Annotated in this window: 16 protein-coding genes and 1 riboswitch; of the genes, 5 read left to right on the plus strand and 11 right to left on the minus strand. The window is 40.9% G+C overall.

Annotated elements, in window-relative coordinates:
- Positions 1–67: 67 nt before the first annotated feature.
- Positions 68–1,057: a LacI family DNA-binding transcriptional regulator gene (locus tag PQ511_RS21140; RefSeq protein WP_273853949.1), complete on the minus strand. Its 990-nt coding sequence runs from the start codon at positions 1,055–1,057 to the stop codon at positions 68–70.
- A 219-nt stretch (positions 1,058–1,276) separates the two neighbouring features.
- Between PQ511_RS21140 and PQ511_RS21145 the strand changes: the two genes are divergently transcribed.
- The gene (locus PQ511_RS21145; protein WP_273853950.1) at positions 1,277–2,677 is read left to right on the plus strand and encodes an MFS transporter; all 1,401 of its coding nucleotides are present in this window, start codon (positions 1,277–1,279) and stop codon (positions 2,675–2,677) included.
- Positions 2,678–2,718: 41 nt separating this feature from the next.
- Here PQ511_RS21145 and PQ511_RS21150 read toward each other — a convergent pair whose 3' ends face one another.
- The 6 genes from PQ511_RS21150 to PQ511_RS21175 form a co-directional block, all read right to left on the minus strand.
- Complete coding sequence (locus tag PQ511_RS21150) at positions 2,719–4,050, minus strand: NAD(P)/FAD-dependent oxidoreductase (RefSeq protein ID WP_273853951.1); 1,332 nt, start codon at positions 4,048–4,050, stop codon at positions 2,719–2,721.
- Positions 4,051–4,159: 109 nt separating this feature from the next.
- The gene (locus PQ511_RS21155) at positions 4,160–6,043 is read right to left on the minus strand and encodes a cation:proton antiporter (RefSeq protein ID WP_273853952.1); all 1,884 of its coding nucleotides are present in this window, start codon (positions 6,041–6,043) and stop codon (positions 4,160–4,162) included.
- Positions 6,044–6,384: 341 nt separating this feature from the next.
- Entirely contained in the window at positions 6,385–8,547 is a 2,163-nt protein-coding gene (locus PQ511_RS21160; protein ID WP_273853953.1) for a DNA topoisomerase III, read from the minus strand.
- Positions 8,548–8,675: 128 nt separating this feature from the next.
- Positions 8,676–9,584 (minus strand): HD-GYP domain-containing protein, encoded by a 909-nt coding sequence (locus tag PQ511_RS21165; RefSeq protein WP_273853954.1) that lies wholly within the window; start codon positions 9,582–9,584, stop codon positions 8,676–8,678.
- 99 nt (positions 9,585–9,683) lie between these two features.
- Positions 9,684–10,166 carry a hypothetical protein gene (locus tag PQ511_RS21170; RefSeq protein ID WP_273853955.1) on the minus strand — a complete coding sequence of 161 codons (483 nt, stop codon included), beginning with the start codon at positions 10,164–10,166 and terminating at the stop codon, positions 9,684–9,686.
- Between the two features lie 213 nt (positions 10,167–10,379).
- Positions 10,380–12,041: a glycoside hydrolase family 13 protein gene (locus PQ511_RS21175; RefSeq protein ID WP_273853956.1), complete on the minus strand. Its 1,662-nt coding sequence runs from the start codon at positions 12,039–12,041 to the stop codon at positions 10,380–10,382.
- 213 nt (positions 12,042–12,254) lie between these two features.
- A riboswitch (purine riboswitch) is annotated at positions 12,255–12,356 on the plus strand.
- A 41-nt stretch (positions 12,357–12,397) separates the two neighbouring features.
- Here PQ511_RS21175 and ade point away from each other — a divergent pair.
- A complete protein-coding gene (ade, locus tag PQ511_RS21180) occupies positions 12,398–14,113 on the plus strand; it encodes an adenine deaminase (RefSeq protein ID WP_273853957.1) in 1,716 nt (571 codons plus the stop codon).
- 39 nt (positions 14,114–14,152) lie between these two features.
- Here ade and PQ511_RS21185 read toward each other — a convergent pair whose 3' ends face one another.
- Together PQ511_RS21185 and PQ511_RS21190 are read right to left on the minus strand one after the other, a co-directional pair.
- The gene (locus tag PQ511_RS21185; protein ID WP_273853958.1) at positions 14,153–15,316 is read right to left on the minus strand and encodes an iron-containing alcohol dehydrogenase; all 1,164 of its coding nucleotides are present in this window, start codon (positions 15,314–15,316) and stop codon (positions 14,153–14,155) included.
- Positions 15,317–15,382: 66 nt separating this feature from the next.
- Positions 15,383–16,354, minus strand: coding sequence for a Gfo/Idh/MocA family protein (locus PQ511_RS21190; RefSeq protein ID WP_273853959.1), 972 nt, complete (start codon positions 16,352–16,354; stop codon positions 15,383–15,385).
- Between the two features lie 174 nt (positions 16,355–16,528).
- Between PQ511_RS21190 and PQ511_RS21195 the strand changes: the two genes are divergently transcribed.
- Complete coding sequence (locus PQ511_RS21195; RefSeq protein WP_098445563.1) at positions 16,529–17,014, plus strand: CarD family transcriptional regulator; 486 nt, start codon at positions 16,529–16,531, stop codon at positions 17,012–17,014.
- A 430-nt stretch (positions 17,015–17,444) separates the two neighbouring features.
- Here the strand turns inward: PQ511_RS21195 and gntK are convergent, their stop codons facing one another.
- Positions 17,445–18,977 (minus strand): gluconokinase, encoded by a 1,533-nt coding sequence (gene gntK, locus PQ511_RS21200; protein ID WP_273853967.1) that lies wholly within the window; start codon positions 18,975–18,977, stop codon positions 17,445–17,447.
- Between the two features lie 204 nt (positions 18,978–19,181).
- Positions 19,182–20,081 carry a phosphogluconate dehydrogenase (NAD(+)-dependent, decarboxylating) gene (gnd, locus tag PQ511_RS21205; protein ID WP_273853960.1) on the minus strand — a complete coding sequence of 300 codons (900 nt, stop codon included), beginning with the start codon at positions 20,079–20,081 and terminating at the stop codon, positions 19,182–19,184.
- Between the two features lie 154 nt (positions 20,082–20,235).
- On the opposite strand from gnd, the gene PQ511_RS21210 reads away from it, so the two are divergent.
- Together PQ511_RS21210 and PQ511_RS21215 are read left to right on the plus strand one after the other, a co-directional pair.
- Complete coding sequence (locus PQ511_RS21210) at positions 20,236–21,093, plus strand: MurR/RpiR family transcriptional regulator (RefSeq protein ID WP_273853961.1); 858 nt, start codon at positions 20,236–20,238, stop codon at positions 21,091–21,093.
- 140 nt (positions 21,094–21,233) lie between these two features.
- Positions 21,234–22,352, plus strand: a complete 1,119-nt coding sequence (locus PQ511_RS21215; RefSeq protein WP_273853962.1) for an NADH-dependent flavin oxidoreductase — start codon at positions 21,234–21,236, stop codon at positions 22,350–22,352.
- Positions 22,353–22,501 lie beyond the last annotated feature (149 nt).

A 22,501-nucleotide genomic window follows, 5' to 3' on the forward strand; every position in this document is an offset into this window, starting at 1 on the left:
GGGTCTGAACGATGTGTGAACGATTCCACATTAGTAAAAAAGAAATTGACATCGTTTTCATAAGTTACTATACACTATCTCGTTCAATAAGTCTATAATCAAGTTTAATTTTTTCTTTTTCAATCACTTTCCCTGATAACTGCTCTAAAATAAGCTGAGCCGTCTTCTGTCCAGCATCTTCATTGAAGTAATCAACAGTTGATAGGGCTGGTGTCACATGTCTCGATAAATCTGACGCACCAATTCCAAATAAAGCCATATCTTCAGGGATACGAATATTTTTTTCTTTTAGCAGGCCTAGTGCCCCGATCGCCATTCGATCTGTTACAGCAAAAATAGCTGTCGGTCGATGCTCAGATTGCTCCAATACTTGCTTTGCGGCTTCATAGCCGGATTCAAACGTAAAGTTTCCATACTGAATCCAACCTTCTTCTACTAATAAACCGTGCTTTTTCATTGCATCTAGAAAGCCCTGTTTACGAATAACTCCAACGGCGTGGTCACTCTCTGGTACGCCAATAAAACCGATATTACGATGCCCTTTTTCAATAAGCAACTCGGTTACACTAAAGGCAGAATGATAATCGTCGTAAACAACAGACGTCACTCCGCTTAGCTCCTGACCAATTGCCACAAAGGGAATGGAAGTTTCTGAAATCGTATCGATTAAATCTTGATTACGGTTTGTAGCAAGCAAAATAATGCCGTCTACTTGACGACTTTTCAATAGTTTAATATTTTGTAGTTCTTTCTCTGGCTGTAACTGTGTATTGGTTAAAAGAATTTGATATCCGTTGTCCGCAAGCTCTTTTTCAATTCCGTTCACAACGCGACTGGCCGTTTCCGTACTAATCCTTGGCAAAATAACGCCAATTACTCCAGAGCGTTTCGTTCGCATCGTTTTAGCATGCGCACTTGGAATATAACCCATTTCTTCCACTGCCTCAACGACCCGCTTCCTTGCTTCATGACTTACGTAGCCATTGTCATTGAGCACTCGTGAAACTGTGGTACGAGAGACTCCCGCACGTTTTGCTACATCCTTAATAGTTGGCATAACCGTTCCTCCATTAATACAATCTTTCCTTCTATCATCATAATCGAAATAACCTCTAAAGTCTATAATTGGGAAAATATGTACGATTAAACCTATTAGATAGGCATATTAGTTTACTTCTCACCAAAAGGCCACTATGATTAAATGGAATGTGTTTTATTTCGGGATACTAAATAAATAATGCTGAAGGAATAACATACCAATTAAAGGAGGGCTGCTATGTCAGACTATACAGAACACGAAAAATTAGATGCCTCAGCACGCCAAAAGCTGATCATTCTCGTTTGTACGATTTTAGCTTTTGCTGTTATGAATGGAACGATGTTTAACGTTGCCATTCCTGATATTGCTGCATCGTTTAACCTTAGCCCTTCAGAAGTAAGTTGGGTTTTAACTGGATATATCCTTGTGTTTGCGATTGGTTCGCTCATGTACGGCAAGCTGGCGGATCTCTATCCAATCAAAACGCTTTTTACAATAGGAATTACCATCTTTGCGATCGGTGCTTTTATCGGCTTTCTTTCCCCAAACTACCCGACTTTATTAGCAGCACGAATTCTTCAAGCGATTGGTGGGGCAACCATTCCGGCACTTGCCTTTATTGTGCCGATTCGTTTTCTACCTAATGAAAAAGGCAGAGTATTTGGATTGATTTCTTCTACCGTTGCATTTGCTTCAGGAGTTGGCCCGATTATTGGTGGAGTTGTAGGCGGCACCCTCAACTGGCGCTTTCTTTTCCTCTTCTCTGTTGCTACCATCTTTGCGATACCACTGTTTCGAAAATGGTTGCCCGATGAAGAAAAACGTTCAGGTTCAATTGATTTACCAGGGGCTGCTCTTATGGCTGTGTCTGTTGCCTCTTTGTTGTTTTATATCACTACGTTCCTATGGGTTTTACTTGCTATTTTCATTGTGTTTTTCATTCTTTTTCTCTGGCGGACATTTACAATTACCCACCCCTTTATTGATCCAGTTATATTAAAAAACACCAAGTATACCATAACTGTTTTAACAAGTTTTCTAGGGACTTCAGCACTTTTTGGCCTCATTTTTGTCATTCCGATTATGTTACGTGAGCTAAACGGACTATCAACGTTAAAGATCGGACTTGTCTTATTCCCTGGGGCCATGGCAGCTGGGTTAATTGGACAAATTGGCGGTAAAATTATTGAACAGCGCGGCGCCATTCTTGTTGTTAAAATCGCTTTGCTCCTCATTGCAAGCGGGACATTTTTCATTTCAACATTTGCAGGATACAGCGCTTGGGTCATTGCACCATGTCTGTTAATTGCTTATCTCGGATTCCCACTCATTCAAAGCTCTACTGCTGATTTACTATCGACCATCCTACCTGATAACCAAAACGGTGTTGGAATGGGCGTGTTCAATTTATTGAACTTCCTTGCCGGTGCTTTTAGCTCAGCGATCTTTGGAAGACTACTCGACATGAAAAACGTCTCGTTTTCTATGAACCCCTTCTCCCTTTCTGGAAGTAATCTTATCTTTAGTAACCTTTACCTTGGGTTAACCTGTATTGGCATACTCGCTTTTTCAATCTTCACACTGAAATTTTTATCTAAGCGAGAAAAAACGCTATCTGAATCATCCGTTTCTTCATAAGCAATAAAAAGATCGGCCACTTGTGGGAGCCGATCTTTTTATTATATCATTTGGGCGGTATATAAACCGCTGGCTGCTGCCTGCGATAAGGAATGCGTTTCACCCGAACAATCACCGATTAAAAAGAGGCCACTTACTTTTGTTTCAAAATGGTCATTTGTTGGGATTTTTGCTTCGTAGAACTTCCCGTCCATGCCATATAGCAATGTCTCTTCATCGATCTGCTCTCCTATCAGCTGTTCAAGACAGTCGAAAAACTCCAGAAGGGCACGTAGATAGATGTGAGGAACTTCCTTTATCAGGTTTCCAGCAACTGAATCAAGGGATGGTACGATTGAATTTAATCTCAAAGTCTCAGAAGTGGTCGTCTGCTTCTTTCTTAAATCCTGTAGACGCTGAACAACTATTCGATCCGTATCTCTATTAATTCTCCCAATCACCTGGTTCGCAACTTGATCGGCTTCCTCTTTTGAAGAATAAAAAGTAGGTACAAATAACGTAAAGTTTAAATTACTACTCGCCTCGTCCCTTTCCCTCTTATTCTGTCCATCTGGCATGACAAGATTGTGTTGATATTTCCTTATAATCCTCCCATTTGGGTTCATACAGTAAGTTGTTGCTTCGAAAGTCTCTCTTTTGATATGAAGCTTTGTTTCAAATGTTTGTTTTAATAGCGCTTGAAGCTGATTGCCTCGCATTTCAACGCGAATACCCAAATCAAGACGAGCAGGACCAGGAAGTAAACCGAGCTGCGCACATTGATCATACATCCACTCACTTCCGCTATTCCCTGTTGAGAGCACAACCTTCTTTGATTGGATGATTCCTTTTGAAGTGATGATATTGAAGCACTCAGCTTTTTCAATTGAGTAAATATCTGTTTCAAAGTGTAGCTCAATCCGACCTCTTAAAAACTCGTACATCTTTTGAAAAACAAGGCCCGACCGTTTCGTACCAAGATGGCGAACTGATGTGGTCAATACTTCTAATCCGGCTTTTTTTGCGTCCCTTTTTAACTCTGGACTATGTGTGTGATAGAGTTCTGCTCCATCTCCCCCAAAAGAACATAGAATACGATCGACTTCCCACATTAGCTCTCCAGCCCGATCTGATCCAATTTTTCTACCGAGATTACCACCAAAGTCATTGGTATAATTAAACTTTCCTTCCGACTTACCGAGTCCACCAAACCCTATGTACTGATCACAAACATCACAAGAACACATCTGTTTTGAACGAGCTTTGCACTTACGTTCTGAAAGCTCCTTCCCTTTATCAATTAGTAAAATTTTAAAATCCGGGTGTAGCTCAGTCAGCTGATAAGCCATAAAGATCCCACTTACCCCAGCTCCAATGATGGTTACGTCATACATGAGAACCCCTCGCCTTCTATTAAAAAAAGCATATCATAATCCAGTACTGAAACGGTGGATGTCACCTCGTTTTTTATAAATGAAAAAGCCCCTTTGACAGGGGCTTTACTTACTTGTTTTCTTCAGCATTTTCTTTTTCTTTTTCATTTCTCTCATCAGTACGTTGCTTTTCAAGCTTTTCACGAATACGATTAAATTCTTTACTAGGCGGCATCAAGCTGACGAGCACATCACCTGCTTCTGCTCTTGTTTGAGAGTCATGCGCAAAAAACTCTAAACTTCCAGAAGGTTTTTTCACAAAAAGCATGATTGTTTCCTCATCTCTTTCCTCAAGATATTGGTCATAACCATACTGCTGTGTAATATTTGTTTTTCGGAATACGTAGCCACTTTCTACTTTACGATTCAAGCTTTCCCATGTAGCACCTTCTTTAAAGGCTACACGTCCCCCTATCGTATGCACGAGCTCCTCTAAATCATCCCCTCGGTCATTCCGTAAACTTAACTGAAAGAGATTGTTTCGACCAATTTCAGGAACAAATGTTGTACAAACCAGTGCATTGTAAGAATCAAGCTCCGTAGCCGCAATCATATACTCATACGGTGTTAAATCAAGGCGATATTCGGTTTGTTCGGATAGAATTTCTCCTCTATAAAACGGTACACCAGCTTTTCTTGTTGTAAGTAGCCTTTGCCATGACGAATCCGTAATTAAAACTGGAATTTTTAATTCTTTTAGCGTTTTAGATAAAGCTGTGGAGAACGTACTGCCCCCCACGATAAGAACACCAGGCTGGCCATCGCTCGCTAGTCCGAGCTTCTCGGCCGTCCATCTGATCGAAAAACCGTGTACCACAACAGTAGCAAACACTAATGCAAATGTAAGAGACATTAATATTTTCGCATCTTCAAATCCAGCATCAAGTAACACACTGGCAAAGTAGCTCGCGACAGTTAATGCAACGATTCCTCGCGGTGCTATCCATCCAACAAGTGTTTTTTCCTGCCAGGATAAGTCCGTTCCAATGGTTGAGAGCCATATTGAAATGGGTCTCACGACAAACAACATAAGAAGGACGAAGGCAAGAATTTGCCAATGGAAAATTTCAAGAAGTGTTTCAACGGATAATGAGGCGGTTAGCATAATGAAAATTGTGGAGATCAACAATACTGAAATATTTTCCTTGAAGTGCCTCATATCGTCTATTGATGAAATATGCATATTCGCTAGCGTAATACCCATTGCGGTAACAGCGAGTAATCCTGTCTCATGAGTGATTTCATCCGCTACTGCGAAACAAAGAATGACAACTGCGAAAACCACTGGAGATTTTAAGAACTCCGGTACATACCCCTTCTCAAACATCCATCCAACGCCTCGGCCACATAGGAAGCCAAAAAGCGTTGCAAATAATGAACCTAAGAAAAAGACGAGAAGAACGGTTGGCGTTGCTTCTTCTACTTTTAAAAATTTTATTATTTCAAACGCAAAAACGGCAAGAAGCGCTCCAAGTGGATCGACGATAATGCCTTCCCACTTTAATATTTTTGCTGGTCTTGGCTTTAGTTTTGCCTGTCTTAATAGCGGTAAAATAACGGTTGGTCCCGTAACGATAAACAAGCCTCCGATGACAAACGCCACACCCCAGGATAATCCCGCAACGTAATGGGCTGACAGTGAGCCTAAAAGCCAGGCGAGAAATGCGCCGACGGTTACAATTCTTCCAACTGGTCGACCAAGCCCTTTAATTTCACGAAAATCAAGATTCAGACTTCCTTCAAATAAAATAATGGCAACCGCAATTGAAACAAATGGATCAAATAAATCCCCGAATACATCTTCAGGATGCAGCAAACCGAAAATCGGACCGACAAGCAAACCAATAATCGACATAACAACAATGGCAGGCAAGTGAAAACGCCAGGCAATCCATTGCGAAAAGATGCCAAGGGCACCAACAAGCATAATATTAAATAAAATCGAATCGACCATGGATAGCCTCCTTCTGTTTACAACTAACTCTTCCTTCATTCTATTCTGTCCTATGTACCTAACTTCACTATAGTCGATACGGACAGAAATGTTTGAAGATATGCTCAAAAATACCGTAAATAGTAAAAAAAAGAATGAAACGTATATTACATGTCGTCATTTTATATGCAATTCATACCATAAGGCAACTATCTACTCTTTTTGTGAAATAGAAACTTTACATATTTTAGTTATGGAAGAAGTATTACCCTTTAGAAGTCAAAACGAACCCAATTCCAATTAATCTTATTTTATACAAGGACCAGGTTAAATTGAAAAAGAGCAGGTCACCCTGCTCTTCGCTACTTATTTTGGTCTAAATTTAATTTTGCTAACGCATCAGCAAGAGCGGTATTAACCGGCTCGTCTTTCTGCTGATTTTTCATATAACTTGATACATCTTTCTTCGTTGCTTTTGTGTTTTTCTCTTTTTTACGACGTTCATTAAACGTGGACAGTTTTTCACGATGGCCGCATTTACATATAAAGGTTTGGGCATCGCCCTGGCCATGAAGTTCAAGTTTCTTCTTACACTTAGGACATCTTGCATTTGTCACTTTGCTTTTTCCTTTGCGGTAGCCACATTCGCGATCCTGACAAACGAGCATTTTTCCTTTTTTACTCTTTACTTCGAGCATTAAGTTTCCACAATCTGGGCATTTTGTTTCTGTGACATTATCATGTTTATATTTCTTCGTACTTGATTTGATTTTCTGAACAGTTTCATTCGCATATGCTTTCATTTCATCAATAAATGCCTGTTTTGATAGATGACCTTTACCAATCGCTTCAAGTTTTTGCTCCCATTCGGCAGTGAGCGCTGGGGATTGCAATTCATCTGGCACGATCTCAAGCAATTGCTTGCCTTTTGATGTGATTGTTAGATCCTTACCATTCTTCTCGATCAAAAAGCTATTAAATAATTTTTCGATAATATCCGCACGCGTGGCGACTGTGCCAAGTCCACCAGTCTCTCCAAGCGTTTTCGCAAGCTTGTTATCTTGCGCGCTTAAAAATTGAGCTGGCTTTTCCATAGCAGTTAATAAGGTTCCTTCGTTAAAGCGTGATGGCGGGTTGGTTTTCCCTTCCGTTCTAGTCAGAGAGAGCACACGAAGTTCCTGACCTTCTTTCAACTCAGGAAGCAGGACATCTGCCTCCTCTGTTTCATATACTTCTTTCCAACCGGCTGAAAGAACCCTTTTCCCCTTTGCATCAAAGTTGGCTTCACCAATTTTGGCTTTCACCGTTACTTGCTCATATTCAAACGGTTCATATAACGCCGCTACAAATCGTTTAACAATCAAATCATATACTTTTCGATCCTTGTCACTTAGTTCACGAATGACTGGAGTTTGCTCTGTTGGAATAATGGCATGATGATCGGATACTTTTCGATCATCAATAATATGCTTGCCTGTTTGAATGGTTTTCCCAAGTACTTTACGCGCTGTTTTTTCATAAGGAGCTACGGCTTCTAGTCTTTCTTTCAACGTATCTTTCATATCGGATGATAGGAAACGAGAGTCCGTTCTCGGATAGGTAACGAGCTTATGCTGCTCGTACAAGCGCTGGGTAGCCGAGAGTGTTTCTTTCGCTGAAAATCCATAACGTTTATGAGCATCTCTTTGTAGCTCGGTAAGATCATACAATCCAGGGGCAAATGACTTTTTCTTAACTTTTTTCACTTCTTCGATCCGTGCTTTCTTTCCTGATAACACCTTAAGATCAGAATCAATGCGGTCACGATCAAATATCCGAGTATCGTTCGATTTTGAATCACGATATGTTAATGTAAAGCCATCCACTACCGCCGCTAGTCCATAATACCGTTCGGGTTGAAAAGATTTTATTTCCTCTTCTCGCCTTGCAATAATAGAAAGTGTCGGCGTTTGCACTCTTCCACTTGAAAGCTGAGCATTGTATTTTGTTGTAAGCGCTCGAGTTGCGTTTAATCCAACGTACCAATCCGCTTCAGACCTAGCTGCGGCTGCATGATATAGATTGGTATACTGATTCGCATCTTTCAACTTTTTAAATCCATCCCGAATCGCTTTGTCTGTAACGGATGAAATCCATAATCTTTTAAGAGGCTTTTTAGCCCGTGCTTTCTCAATAATCCACCGTGCCACAAGCTCTCCTTCACGCCCTGCGTCCGTTGCAATTACAATTTCACTTACATCATTACGGTTCATTTGCGTTTTTACAACGCTAAACTGCTTTCCACTTCTTTTAATAACCACCAGCTTTAGCGGGGCTGGAAGCATTGGCAAATCTTCTAACTTCCATGTCTTGTAGGAGTCATCATAAACTTCAGGATCAGCGAGTGTCACTAAATGACCAAGTGCCCACGTTACAATATAGCGATCCCCCTCAAGAAAACCATTTCCACCTTTTGTACAATTCAATACCCTCGCAATATCGCGCCCAACGGAGGGTTTTTCTGCAAGAATGAGCTGTTTACCCACAATACCAATCTCCTCATAGTTCGATTATTTCTATGTTCTATCATAACAGCTTCAATGTTACACGTGAAACATTGCCTCTTCGTATTTTTTAACAAACAAAAAAGAAGATGTCTCCCATCTCCCTTCGGCTAGTTGCTATTTAAAATACCTTCTTCTATTAAAACAGCTTCAAGGGCATCGACTACTTCACCATCGTACAACACGCCTGAAAGACGCTTTAATTCATTCAAGGCATATTCAGGTGTATACGCTTTTCGATAAGAACGATCATCCGTCATCGCATCAAAGGAATCACTGACCCCAATGATTTTTGCACCAATTGTAATCTCATCGCCTTTCAGACCATCCGGGTAACCCGAACCGTTCAGTCTTTCGTGGTGCTGACGTATAATAGTGCTTATATCTGAATAATAGGAGTCTTTAACCATTTCCGCACCATCAGTTGGATGTTTTTTAATAATGTCATATTCCTCATCCGTAAGACCGCCTGGCTTATTCAATATTTCTTCAGGAACATTTATTTTGCCTACGTCATGAAGAACGGAAGCAACAATTAGTGTATCTAATTCATCTTTTAGCAACTTGAGTTTTTTGCCCATTTTAATACTCGTATTCTGTACTCTAATACTATGCTTAAAAGTGTATCGATCCTTTTCTTCAACCTTACTAACTACCTCTAATAACAAAGAAACTTTTTGACTAATTAAATGGAAAACGGACTCATTTATCATCCAAATCATTGAGACTTCAGAAGCTGCTTCAAAAAACACGATATCTTTAAGATCTTTTACGAAAAAGTAATCATCTTTTTTTAAAGTAAGGGATAGCTCTTCGCATACCAGTTCACCTTCTAAAATATAAAAAAATTCGAAACTTTCTGGATTGTTTCCGGGATATAAATAAAACACGGTTCCTTCGTACACTACTTGTTTCATGACTTCAATGCCAGAACCTCTACCTAATAAACTAAGTTTCGCAGATTCTTGCACTACTTCTTCCAAACTCTCCTGCTTACGTCCAATTGATAAACCGTCCAAATTTACACCTCTTTTTCCACTAACATACATTTCCTCTATATCTTATTATATAGTACTAAGCATATAATAAAAAGCATCTCAAAAGAGATGCTTTTTCAATTAAACTCCTACGATTTGAATCGGATCAACCCAAACCCATCGGTCTGCAATTTGTACATAGACCCAAGAACATTCTGCTTGAATGCCCTCTTTTGCTGCTTCCTCAATCATATCAGCAGTCATTTTATTCGTTTTACGAATAAGGTCATTGATTAACTTATCAAGATCCTGGTTGTACTTTTCAGTAAGCTCATCTTTTTTCTTCTTTACTTCTTTTTCGATAACCGCAACGTCTGTTGGTGAAGCGCCATTTAGACGGGCATTCTCAATCTTAGCATCGAGCTTTGCCGTTTCGAGGGAAAGCGTTGCCAATAATTGATCTCCTTTACCCTGAGCCTTTTGGATTTCCGCTTCAATTCTTACATTCGTTTCGTCAATTTTTTGCAAGATTTCATTGTGGTCACTTTCTGCCGCAAAAGTGCTGGTACCCATAAACATAAATAGTGCAACTACTGAAAATAAAGCTACAATCAACTTCTTCATGTTAATCCTCCCCTATCAAACTAGTATGTAGTGAAAGTTTGAATTAGGTCATACCTCCCACTAATCAACACTATACGGTAAATTTTTCAAGAAATCTATCCTTTTTCACCCTGTTTCCTCGACAAATTTGGTAAATTTTATACATAAACAAGTCTTTTGAAACCCTTTTTTCTACCTAGAAAAAGACAGTCGATTTTACTCGACTGCCAGCTGTTAGCGATTAAGGCGATAAACTCTTGCTTCGTAAGGCTTTAATACAATCGAATCGTTCACTTCTCTTGCTACAGGATAGTTATTCAAAAGTAATTGGGTCGGTTCTAACTTAAGTTTTGTGTTGAATACAGCCGGTTCAATGGATAGATTTGTAACAACGAGAACAGCGTCTTCTTCCATCGTTCTTGTATAAGCATAAATTTGCGGATCTTCTTCAAGTAGCAAGTCATAGCTTCCGTATGTGAAAACCAAGTTGTTCTTCTTTAATTCAATCATTTTTTTATAAAAAGCTAGAATGGATTGATCGTCAGCTTCTTGCTTCTCAACATTAATATCCACAAAATTTGGATTCACTTTTAACCATGGTGTTCCAGAAGAAAAGCCAGCATTATGATCATTGCTCCACTGCATTGGTGTGCGGCTATTATCACGAGAGGAAGCCCAAATGACTTTCATAATATCCTCATGTGGTACACCTGCTTCGCGTTGAATGCGATAGCGGTTTTTATCAGCCACATCATCATAATCTTCAATAGAAGGAAACTGCACGTTAGTCATCCCGATTTCTTGGCCCTGATAAATAAATGGCGTTCCTTGCATAAGGAAATACATGGCTCCCATTGAAGTGGCACTTTCCCTCCAATACTCCTGGTCATTTCCCCACGTTGAAATAACACGAGGTTTATCGTGATTTTCAACAAATAAAGCATTCCAACCTTTGTTTTCAAGTCCCTTTTGCCAGCGTGTTAACACTTTCTTTAAAGACACGATATCAAGATCAGGATTTTCTTCTGCATCCCATAATCCAAGGTGTTCAAATTGAAAAATCATATTCATTTTTCCGTCTTTTTCGTCCACCCATTGGTCTGCTTCATCAATGCTTACACCGTTTGCTTCTCCAACCGTCATGACATCGTACTTCGAGTACGTTTTATCCTTGAACTCCTGAAGAAATGTCTGAATCCCCTTTTGGTTCATATGCATATCAAATGAGGAAACGTATTTTTCTTTGTTTGGATTCGGCATATCCGGAAATCCTGGACGCTTCTTAATATGACTAATTGCGTCAATTCGAAAACCATCAATCCCTTTATCAAGCCACCAGTTGACCGTGTCATAAAGCGCTTCACGAACTTCTGGATTTTCCCAGTTTACATCCGGTTGCTTTGTTGAGAAAACATGCAAGTAATATTGATCGGTTTTTTTATCATATTCCCAGGCAGATCCACCGAAAATACTTTCCCAGTTGTTCGGTTCTTTGCCATTCTTTCCATCACGCCAAATATACCAATCACGCTTCGGATCTTCTTTCGATGAACGTGACTCGATAAACCACTGGTGCTCATCGCTCGTATGATTTAAAACAAGATCGATAATTAATTTCATATCGCGTTTATGCACTTCTTTTAAGAGTAGATCAAAGTCTTTCATTGTACCGAAATCTTCCATAATATCCTGGTAATCAGAAATGTCATAACCATTATCATCGTTAGGGGATTTGTACATTGGACAAATCCAAATGACATCGATACCAAGATCTTTTATATAATCCAGTCGCTGAATAACACCTTGTAAGTCTCCAATTCCATCGCCATTTGAGTCCTGGAAGCTTCGAGGATAAATTTGATAGCCAACCGCTTCTTTCCACCAGATTCTTTTCATATCTCTACACCCTCATCTATTTTATAAAGTTCGTTAAAGTGCAAACGTTTGCTCAAAACGCGATAAAAAAAGCGCTTTCTTTTTTCCTTATTTACTTCTACCTACTTGTAGTTTACTTGGATTTGACACAATTATCAATACGAAGATGAAAGTATTTTTTAGGGAGGTCGGTGACAGGCTATTGACGAGCGACCTAGACATCTATAAAATACGCTAATAATACGTACCAGGTTTCGTATAATTTTGGAGATATGGTCCAAAGGTTTCTACCAAACTACCGTAAATGGTTTGACTACGATGACAATTCTGGCAATGCGAATTTGTCATCCTCTGTCTAGACTGAGAGGAGATAAAGAATGGATAAACTAACACGAAGAATACAAACTGCCGCCGGAGAACGTGAGGCCGACTACGTTATTAAAAATGGACAGATTTTAGATAGTTATAACCTCGAATTTATTGAGGCTGATGTCGCCATCATCGATGGCGTTTTTGCAGGCATAGGAAATTTTGAAGGGAAGCACGTCATTGATGCAAAAGGAAAATACGTCGTTCCCTCTTTAATTGATGCGCACGTCCATATTGAATCCGCTATGGTTCCTCCTTCTGAATTTGCCAGGGCAGTCCTTCCATGTGGGGTAACGACGATCATTACTGATCCCCATGAGATCGCGAATGTTTCTGGGGCGGAAGGGATTTCTTATATGCTACAAGACTCAGAGAATATTCCGATGGACATCTATTACATGCTACCCTCAAGCGTTCCTTCTACACCTTTTGAAAATAGTGGAGCAATTCTTTCTGCTGAAGACTTAAAGCCCTTCTATGAACATAAACGCGTTCTCGGGTTAGCTGAAGTGATGGATTATCCATCTGTCGCAAACACCTCCCCTTCAATGATGAAAAAACTTGTCGACGCGCAATCTAAAAAGATTGATGGCCACGCGGCAGGTCTTGATACCCGGGCTTTGAATATTTATAAATCAGCTGGCATTGGAACAGATCATGAATGCATCACCGCCCAAGAAGCACTTGATCGAGTGAAACGCGGGATGTATGTTTTTATTCGAGAAGGCTCTGTCGCAAAAAATTTAAAAAAGCTCCTTCCTGCCGTAACCGAACGAAATGCGAGACGGTTTATGTTTTGTACGGATGATAAGCACATTGACGACTTAATAACAGAGGGAAGCGTTGACCATAATGTTCGCCTTGCTATCCAAGAAGGACTTGACCCGCTGCTCGCCATTCAAATGGCCTCCCTAAACGTAGCGGAGTGTTATCATTTATCTACAAAAGGCGCCATCGCACCAGGTCTTGATGCTGATTTTCTCCTCCTAAACGACGTGTCAACATTTTCAATTGCACAGGTCTATCGAGCTGGTGAGCTCATTGCAGAAGAAGGCGAGACGAAGAGAATCGAGACGGTAACGCCATCCAAAAGAATAACCAATTCTGTTCATCTACCAAAGTTAACGAAGGAACACCTGCATTTAGCAGTAACAGATCAAGAAGCAAATGTGATTCAAGTGATTCCAAATCAGATCGTGACAGAAGCAAAGAAGTTTACCGTTAATCGCAATGACAACAATGGCTTCGTCTCCTGTTATGAAAAAGACCTCATGAAACTCGCCGTTATTGAGCGGCATCACAACACAGGCAATGTTGGCCTTGGCATTGTTAAAGGTTTTCAGTTTAAAGATGGGGCCATTGCCACAACTGTTGGCCATGACTCTCACAACTTGATTATGGCTGGAGTTAGCGACGAGGACATGATCAAAGCAGCTGAAGTGATTCAAGAAATGCAAGGTGGTTTAGTGGTTGTACGCAACCAGGAAGTGCTGGCAAAATTGCCGCTACCTATTGCGGGACTCCTTTCGACTAACGACTACCACTCTGTCGTGAGAGAACTTGAAGAAATCGAACTGGCATTAAAAGAGATTGGTGCACCTGAGCACTTTAATCCTTTTCTTACGCTTTCCTTCCTAAGTCTTTCAGTCATTCCAGAGCTTAAACTAACAGACATGGGACTCTTTAACGTTAATGCGTTTCGCCATATTTCTATTAATGAGTAAAGAAAAAGCAGCATGGCGTCGCCATGCTGCTTTTCTGTATTAGAGAGATCGGGTTAGAATATCTCGAACGCTTTCTCGATCAAGTTCTTTATAGGTGCCAACGCCTGGTTTAATAAAGGTTTTTTCAACCATACTGTCAAATTCAGCATCATCGATTTCATAATCTGCAAGACGAGACGGTGCACCAAGAGAGTTCCAGAACGTACGAAGTGCTTTCGCTCCTTCTACAGCCACTTCGTAATCACTTTTACCTTCTGATGATACGCCAAGAACGTTCATGGCTAACTGTTTCACTCGAGAAGAATCTTCTTCAAGGACGTGTTCCAACCAGTTCGGGAATAAAATGGCCAATCCACCACCGTGAGGAATATCGTAAACGGCAGATATAGCATGTTCGATGCGGTGTGTGGCCCAATCACCGCCATCAGTGCCGTTACTTAATGTGCCGTTAAAAGCCGTTGTACTAATATACATCATTGTTTCACGGTGTTCATATGAATTCAAATCCCTTAAGAGCTTTGGACCTGTCTCAATCGCCGTGCGAAGAAGGGATTCGATAAACCCATCAATCATTGGGGTGTTGTTTGTGCGGTGAAAGTAATGTTCCAACGCATGTGACATGCTATCAACGATACCATAAACCGTTTGATTTTCTGGAACTGAAAATGTGTAAGTTGGATCAAGAACAGAAAACGTTGGAAATACATGAGGAGAACCCCATCCAAGCTTTTCTTTCGTTTCCCAATTTGTAATTACCGACACGGAGTTCATCTCTGAACCTGTTGCAGCGAGGGTTAAAACAGTTCCAAACGGCAGGGCTGATTCAATTGGTTCTTTTTGCGTAATTAAATCCCATGCTGAACCTTCATAGTGAGCGCCCGCAGCAATTGCTTTCGTACAATCGATTACGCTTCCACCGCCTACTGCCAGCAGAAAATCGATGCCCTCTTTTTTACAAATGGCGGAACCTTTTTCTACTGTTGTCAGACGCGGGTTTGGTTCTACTCCAGAAAGCTCATACACTTCCGCATTCACTTTCTTAAGTTCAGTCATGACAGCGTCATAAACGCCGTTTCGCTTGATGCTTCCGCCACCATATACCACGAGAACTTTCACCCCATAATGAAGTTCTCCTGCTAATTCTTTTATTTTGTCTTTGCCAAAATAAAGGCGGGTCGGATTGTATTGTAAAAATGGTTTCATAAGACACCTCATTATCATTAGTCGAAGCTAGTGTACCATACTCCCATCCTCAAACTGTAGGATGGGCTATCGGGGATTGATCACAACTTCAGACTTTGTTTTCTCCGCTTGATAAGCTCCCTCCATTAACACGGTTAGATCAAGAGCAAGCGCAACGTTTTCATCTGTCCCTTTACCCGTTTGAATGTGGTCAATCCATTGTGAAAATGGAGAAGGTTTATCCGTGGGTATCCTAACCTCTTCCCATTTATCCGAAACTTTTTTGATTAGTTTCTTATCAGGAATTCCGTAGATAGCAGAGCCTTTTGTACCGTGTATTTCGATAGTAAATGGGGAGTGAGCTGTGACAAAACCCGTTTCCACTACTCCATAAGATCCATTTTCATACCCGAATGTGACGATCGCCTGATCTTCGACTTCTTTTTTCGTTACATACCCGAACTGTGCTGTGACACGGTCTGGCATTCCATGAAAAAGTCTTGTTAAGTAAACCGGGTGACAACCAAGGTCAATTAATGCTCCACCCTGACACTCCTCTTTATTGTAGAAATGATTTGGAAGCCAATCAGCAGTGGCTCCATTATGTGCAAGTCGCACGCGCGTCTGCGTCAGTTCTCCCAGCTCACCTGATTCAATCAAGTTTTGAACAGCTTCCGTGTAGCCATCATAAACGCGCGGCAATGAAACAAATAACTTTATGTCTGATTCCTTCACTGCATTCAGTATATCAATTGCTTCTTCTTCAGTAGACGCCAGAACTTTCTCAGTAAAAATATGCTTTCCTGCTTGAGCTGCTTGTACCATTACTTCCTTATGACGATTTGTCGGAGAGCTAACAACAACAGCTTCTATTTCTTGCCGGTTCAGAAGATCTTCTAGATCACTTATGTACTCTACTTCTCTCATTTGAGCTTCTTTTCTTCCACGCTCTTCATTTTCGTCCCAAATCGCTGCAATTTCCACATCAGGATGAATCCGCGCTTCTTCCGCATAATCTTTTGCATGGACGTGCCAAAAACTAATCATTCCAATCTTCATTTTTGTAACCGCCTCCATTATTGGCTAAAACCATATTTGTCTATTATTGTAATGGAGTTTGCATCGATCAATCAATCAAACAGCCATATCGAAAAAAATATTCCATTCGTACAAATTAATTGTTTATGTTATAATAGGAGATGTGCTATAATTTATAAATTTGGGGGTGGGCGCTTGTTTGAGGTAGGCGATAAGATTTTTTATCCCATGTACGGTGCAGGTATAGTCGAAGCTATCGAAGAAAAAGAAATACTGGGTGAAACTCAGATCTATTATATTCTTAATATGCCTTTTCGAGATATTCAGGTGATGATTCCAAAAGGGAAGACAGAAAACCTGAAAATTCGTGAAGTGTCTGACGTCAGCACAATGGACCAGGTTCTCACTTCTTTTAACGAAGAAGTAGACGTGGAAGAGCCCAGTGCAAATAGAAACCAGCGTTACAGGGATAATATGAACAAGCTCAAAACCGGTGATATCCACAATCATGTGGAAGTGATCCGTGAGCTCGTAGCCCTAAACAAGAAACGACCACTCGGAACTGACGATAAAAAACTACTGGAAAACGCCCAGCAGTTTCTCATAAGCGAGATCGTTCTGACAAAAGATGTCGAGTTAGATCAAGCAACTGTTATTTTAAAAGAAGCCATTAAACATTAAAGTAAAGTTTGCGAAAAAGGACAGCCAACGGGCTGCCCTTTTTTTATTGGTGGCACATATGCTTTAGTTTGTGCTAGCTGCAACACACCAGGACCTAGGTCGCTTCACCTTTCAAACCTGAACACAAAGACCGTGTTCATTTTGAAGGCAGCGTCTGCCGGGTCTAAACGGGGTTTTTCCGCTTTACTTTGTGCTAGCTGCAAAACCCCAGACCCTCGGCCACTTCACCTTTCAAACCGAACACAAAGACCGTGTTCATTTTGAAAGGCTCCAGTGTCTGCCGGGTCTAAACGGGGTTTTTCCGCTTTACTTTACTTCCAGCTACAACACACCAGGACCTCGGTCGCTTCACCATTCAAACCGAACACAAAGGACGTGTTCATTTTGAATGGCTCCAGCGCCTGCCGGTCCTAAACGGTGTGTTTCCGCTTTAGTTTTTCCCCAAGGTTTTGTTTTGGAAATTAGCTATGGCGGTGTATTCTTCGGTTAGTTTTCTTGAGATTCTGATGTAGATTGGGAGTAGTTCTGAGTAGATTTGGACGTTTTCTTTTTTTGGTTCATGGCTAAATGTGTCTCCTACAAGGTCTGAGACGATGCTTAGGGAGTCAATTTCACCGAGTGCTTTTTTACCGAGTACGATGGCACCAAGGCAAGAGCTTTCATAGCTTTCTGGAACGGTTACTTCTTGGTTAAAGATGTCGGCCATCATTTGTCTCCATAGAGCTGATCGAGCAAATCCACCTGTTGCTTTAATTTGCTTTGGCTCACCGATTAACTCTTCAAGTGCAAGCAGGACACTGTATAGATTGTAAATAACCCCTTCAAGTACTGCGCGGATCATGTGCTCTTTTTTATGATGCATGGCAAGTCCAAAGAAACTTCCGCGCGCATCAGAATTCCATAATGGAGCGCGTTCACCAGCAAGATATGGATGGAAAAGAAGACCGTCAGAGCCAGGGTTCACCTGTTCGGCAATTCGTGTCAGTATTTCATATGTGTCAATGCCTAAGCGTTTGGCTGTTTCTGTTTCAGATGCTGCAAATTGATCGCGTACCCAGCGGAATGTGATACCACCGTTATTTACTGGACCACCTACAACCCACTTATCTTCCGTAAGAGCGTAGCAGAAAATGCGTCCTTTTGGATCGGTAACAGGACGGTCCGTTACAGCTCTAATGGCTCCACTTGTCCCAATAGTGACCGCTACAACGCCCGGCTCAATCGCATTAACGCCAAGGTTTGATAAGACGCCATCACTTGCTCCAATGATGAAGTTAGTTGAAGAAGTAAGCCCTGTTTCCTCAATATATGGTGCTTTTAACCCAGACATCATATGCGTTGTTGAAACGGGCTTCGATAATTGTTCCGCTGTGATTCCAGCAATTTCAAGCGCTTCTTCATCCCAATTAAGCTGTTCTAAATTAAATAAGCCTGTCGCTGAGGCAATTGAATAGTCAATTACATACTCATGGAAAAAGCGGTAAAACACGTATTCTTTTATTGAAATGAATTTTGCAACTGATTGAAATAACTCACTTTCATCATTTTTAAGCCAGACAAGCTTCGAAAGAGGTGACATTGGATGAATAGGGGTTCCTGTTCGACGATAAATTTCATGTCCACCCATGTCATTTTTTATCTTTTCTGCCCAATGTGCACTTCGGTTGTCTGCCCAGGTGATGCAATTAGTCAACGGTTTTCCCTTTTCATCCACTCCAATCAAACTGTGCATGGCTGAGCTAAATGAAACAAATTTCACTTGCTCACCGTTCAGCTGATTATCTTGTATCACCGTCCGAATGGACTCGACAACAGCTAGAAGAATTTGTTCAGGATCTTGTTCTGCTGTTGCTGGTGTTGGAGTAAAGAGCGGGTACTCAACATTATGTTTTGATACGGGCTGCCCGTTATGATTAAATAGAACGGCTTTTGTACTCGTAGTACCGATATCCACACCGATCATATATTGTTCATTCATCGTCATAAGCCATTCCTCCTACATGATTGTTCATTCTACTTAATAGTATAACTTTTTCGTACACTTGTTACGAATCATCTAGCCATCTGTAAGCGTGTTCAATTGCCACAAGTGAGTTGTACCTACACAAAAGATCAGGAAGCATGTTTGTGTCAACATGCTTCCCTGCTCTACTTTTTAAATTTAAAATTAATTACTTTTTTCAGTTGCGTGGCCGCCGAATTCATTACGGAGTGCTGCAACAACTTTACCAGTGAATGTATCGTCTTCTAGTGAACGATAGCGCATCATCAAGGAAAGAGCGATCACAGGCGTTGCTGTTTGAAGGTCAAGGGCCGTTTCTACTGTCCATTTTCCTTCGCCTGAAGAATTCATTACTCCGCGAATATCATCCAAGTTTGCATCTTTAGAAAATGCAGACTCTGTTAATTCCATTAACCACGAGCGAATAACAGAGCCGTTGTTCCATACGCGCGCCACTTTTTCGTAATCAAAGTCATATTCACTTTTACTTAGTAGATCAAAACCTTCAGCAATCGATTGCATCATGCCATATTCCACACCATTATGAACCATTTTTAGGAAGTGACCACTGCCAGACTCGCCAGTGTAGAGGTATCCATCTTCCACACAAATGTCATCGAATAACGGCTCAATCGTTTCAAATACCTTGCTATCTCCACCGATCATTGTACAAGCGCCATTTCGTGCACCTGACTTCCCACCGCTAGTTCCGACATCAAAGAAGTAAATGCCTTTTTCTAGAAGCATTTCGCCTCTGCGCTTTGAATCCTTATAATGGGAATTACCACCATCAATGATAATATCGCCTTTTTCAAGAAGCGTAGACAATTCAGTTGTTACAGCTTCCGTAATATCACCTGAAGGAACCATCATCCATAGGATACGTGGCGCCTCTAAAGATTCGACAACTTCTTTAAGAGAGTGCTTTCCGGCAAACCCTTCATCATTCATTTTTTCAACCTGTTCCTCGTTTGCATCATGTACGATCACGTTATGTTCATGATCACGTAAGTTTAGGGCAAGGTTATATCCCATCTTGCCAAGACCAATTAATCCGACGTTCATATGAAAAACTCCTTATACGAATGAAATATTTTTTCCTATATACTAATTATACATTAAATATTTTTTGTTTCAATTGGTTGAGCGGAATCTATTTTCATCTTATTTGTAATCGGTTACAATGATAAAATCAGGAGTGATAGAGAGGAGAATGAACATGTCCGACACGGAAACCCGTCACTGCCTTCCAAGAATCCGCTCTTCTTACTCGCAATTTAGCGAAAAAGAACGGCAGGTTGCGGATTATATTTTAAATAATTCGAATAAAATTATCCATAGTACTATTAATCAGGTGGCTGAAGACCTGAACGTGGCCGATGCTACCGTTTTCCGTTTTTGTAAACGAATTGGCTTCAAAGGTTTTCAAGCAATGAAGATTGCCCTTGCAGCTGAAATTGTGAACCCTATTCAAGATATTCATGAAACCATCACAGAAACTGATTCTACAAAAGAGGTTGCCGAAAAAGTCCTTCGGTCAAACATTCGTACGCTTGAAGATACGTATCATATTCTGGATGACGCAACAATTGACAAGGCTGTTCAAATTTTATTAAAAGCCACACATATTGAATTTTATGGTAATGGTGGTTCTGGTATTATTGCGATGGACGCTCAGCATAAATTTATTCGAACGGGGTTACGCTCAACGTCATATAGTGATGCGCATTTGCAAATCATGTCAGCCTCTCAGCTCTCTCGTAGCGATGTTGCTGTCTTGATTTCTCATTCTGGTACGAATAAAGATATGTTACGCGTGGCTGATATTGCGCGTGGAACAGGTGCAACGACAATTGCTATCACGAACCTGGCCACTTCTCCACTTAGTAAAAAAGTCGATATTCCACTCTATACTGTTTCACAAGAGACAGACTTTCGCTCGGAAGCGCTCGCTTCTAGGATTGCACAATTAAGTCTCGTTGATGCGCTTTATGTGAACATTATGATTGCGCGAAAAGAAAAGTCTCAACATTCTCTTCAATTAATGCGCGAAGCGATTTCTTCAAAGCGAATATAACCTTATATAGCCAACCGCCATTCCAGGCGGTTTTTTTATATTCTTCAACTTAGAAAGCGCATGATAAGACAACGAATCCTCTCCCGTGCTAAACTGTAAGGGATGTAATTACAGTATGTTTATAATAAAGGAGGAACACAATGACTTCGAATCGAAAAATGCTACAATCTTATACGCTCCCTTCAGGAGTAGAATTAAAGAACCGTGTCATGCTTGCTCCGATGACTAATTTTTTATCCAATGATGATGGCACGGTATCCGCACAGGAACTGGCTTATTATGAAAAGCGCTCTGGCGGTGTAGGTGCTGTTATTACGGCCTGCGCAAATGTTCTTCCGCACGGTAAAGGCTTTGCTGGTGAAATTGGAGCGTACCGCGATGAACAGATTTCAGGTCTCAAAAAATTAGCAGATACCATTCACTCTGAAGGGGCAAAAGCCATTCTACAAATCTTCCATGGCGGAAGAATGTGTCCTCCAGAGCTCGTTCCAGATGAAGAAATCCTTAGCGCAAGTGCTGTCCCAGCTGAGCGTGAAGGTTCGAAAACACCTCGTGCTATGACAGAAGATGAAATTCAAGAAACCATTCAAGCTTTTGGTCAAGCAACGCGAAGAGCAATTGAAGCGGGGTTTGATGGAGTAGAACTTCATGGTGCAAATACGTATCTTCTCCAACAGTTCTTTTCTCCTCATTCAAACAGAAGAGATGACGCATGGGGTGGGAGTCTTGAAAACCGCATGAAATTCCCTTTAGCCGTTTTAGAATCTGTCCAAGCAGCAATCAAAAAGTACGCTAATAAGGCTTTCGTTCTTGGCTATCGCATTTCACCTGAAGAACGTGAAAATCCTGGTATCACAATGGATGATACCCTTCAGCTTGTTGATGAGCTTGCCACACGTCACCTCGATTATGTTCACGTATCACTATCCGATTTCTATCAAGGCTCGATGCGTGAGGAAGACGCTACACCACGCATGGAAATGATCAAAGAACGAATTGGTCACCTTGTTCCTGTTATCGGCGTTGGCTCTCTTCATACTCCTGATGATGTAGAAAAAGCACTTGATACTGGTGTGCCCCTCATTGCCCTTGGTCGTGAAATGATTATGGAACCAAACTGGGTGGAAAAAGTTCAGAACGGGAATGAGGACACAATTCGTGTAACGTTACGGAAAGACGCACAGCAAGAGCTCGTTTTACCTGATCCACTTTGGAACGCGATTTTTAGCGTACCTGGCTGGTTTCCAATCGAAGAATAAAATGAAGAAAGCCCTCGCATTGTAATATGTACCCTATAGAGTAGACACTTTAAAAAAGTCTGCCCTGTAGGGTACTTTTATGTATAATGGGGACAAATTCATCGATGGGATATGATTCAATGAGTAAAAAAGTTTTCTCAGAAAAAGAG

It is taken from the genome of Guptibacillus spartinae (assembly GCF_028610625.1).
Classification (GTDB): Bacteria; Bacillota; Bacilli; order Bacillales; family Guptibacillaceae; genus Guptibacillus; species Guptibacillus spartinae.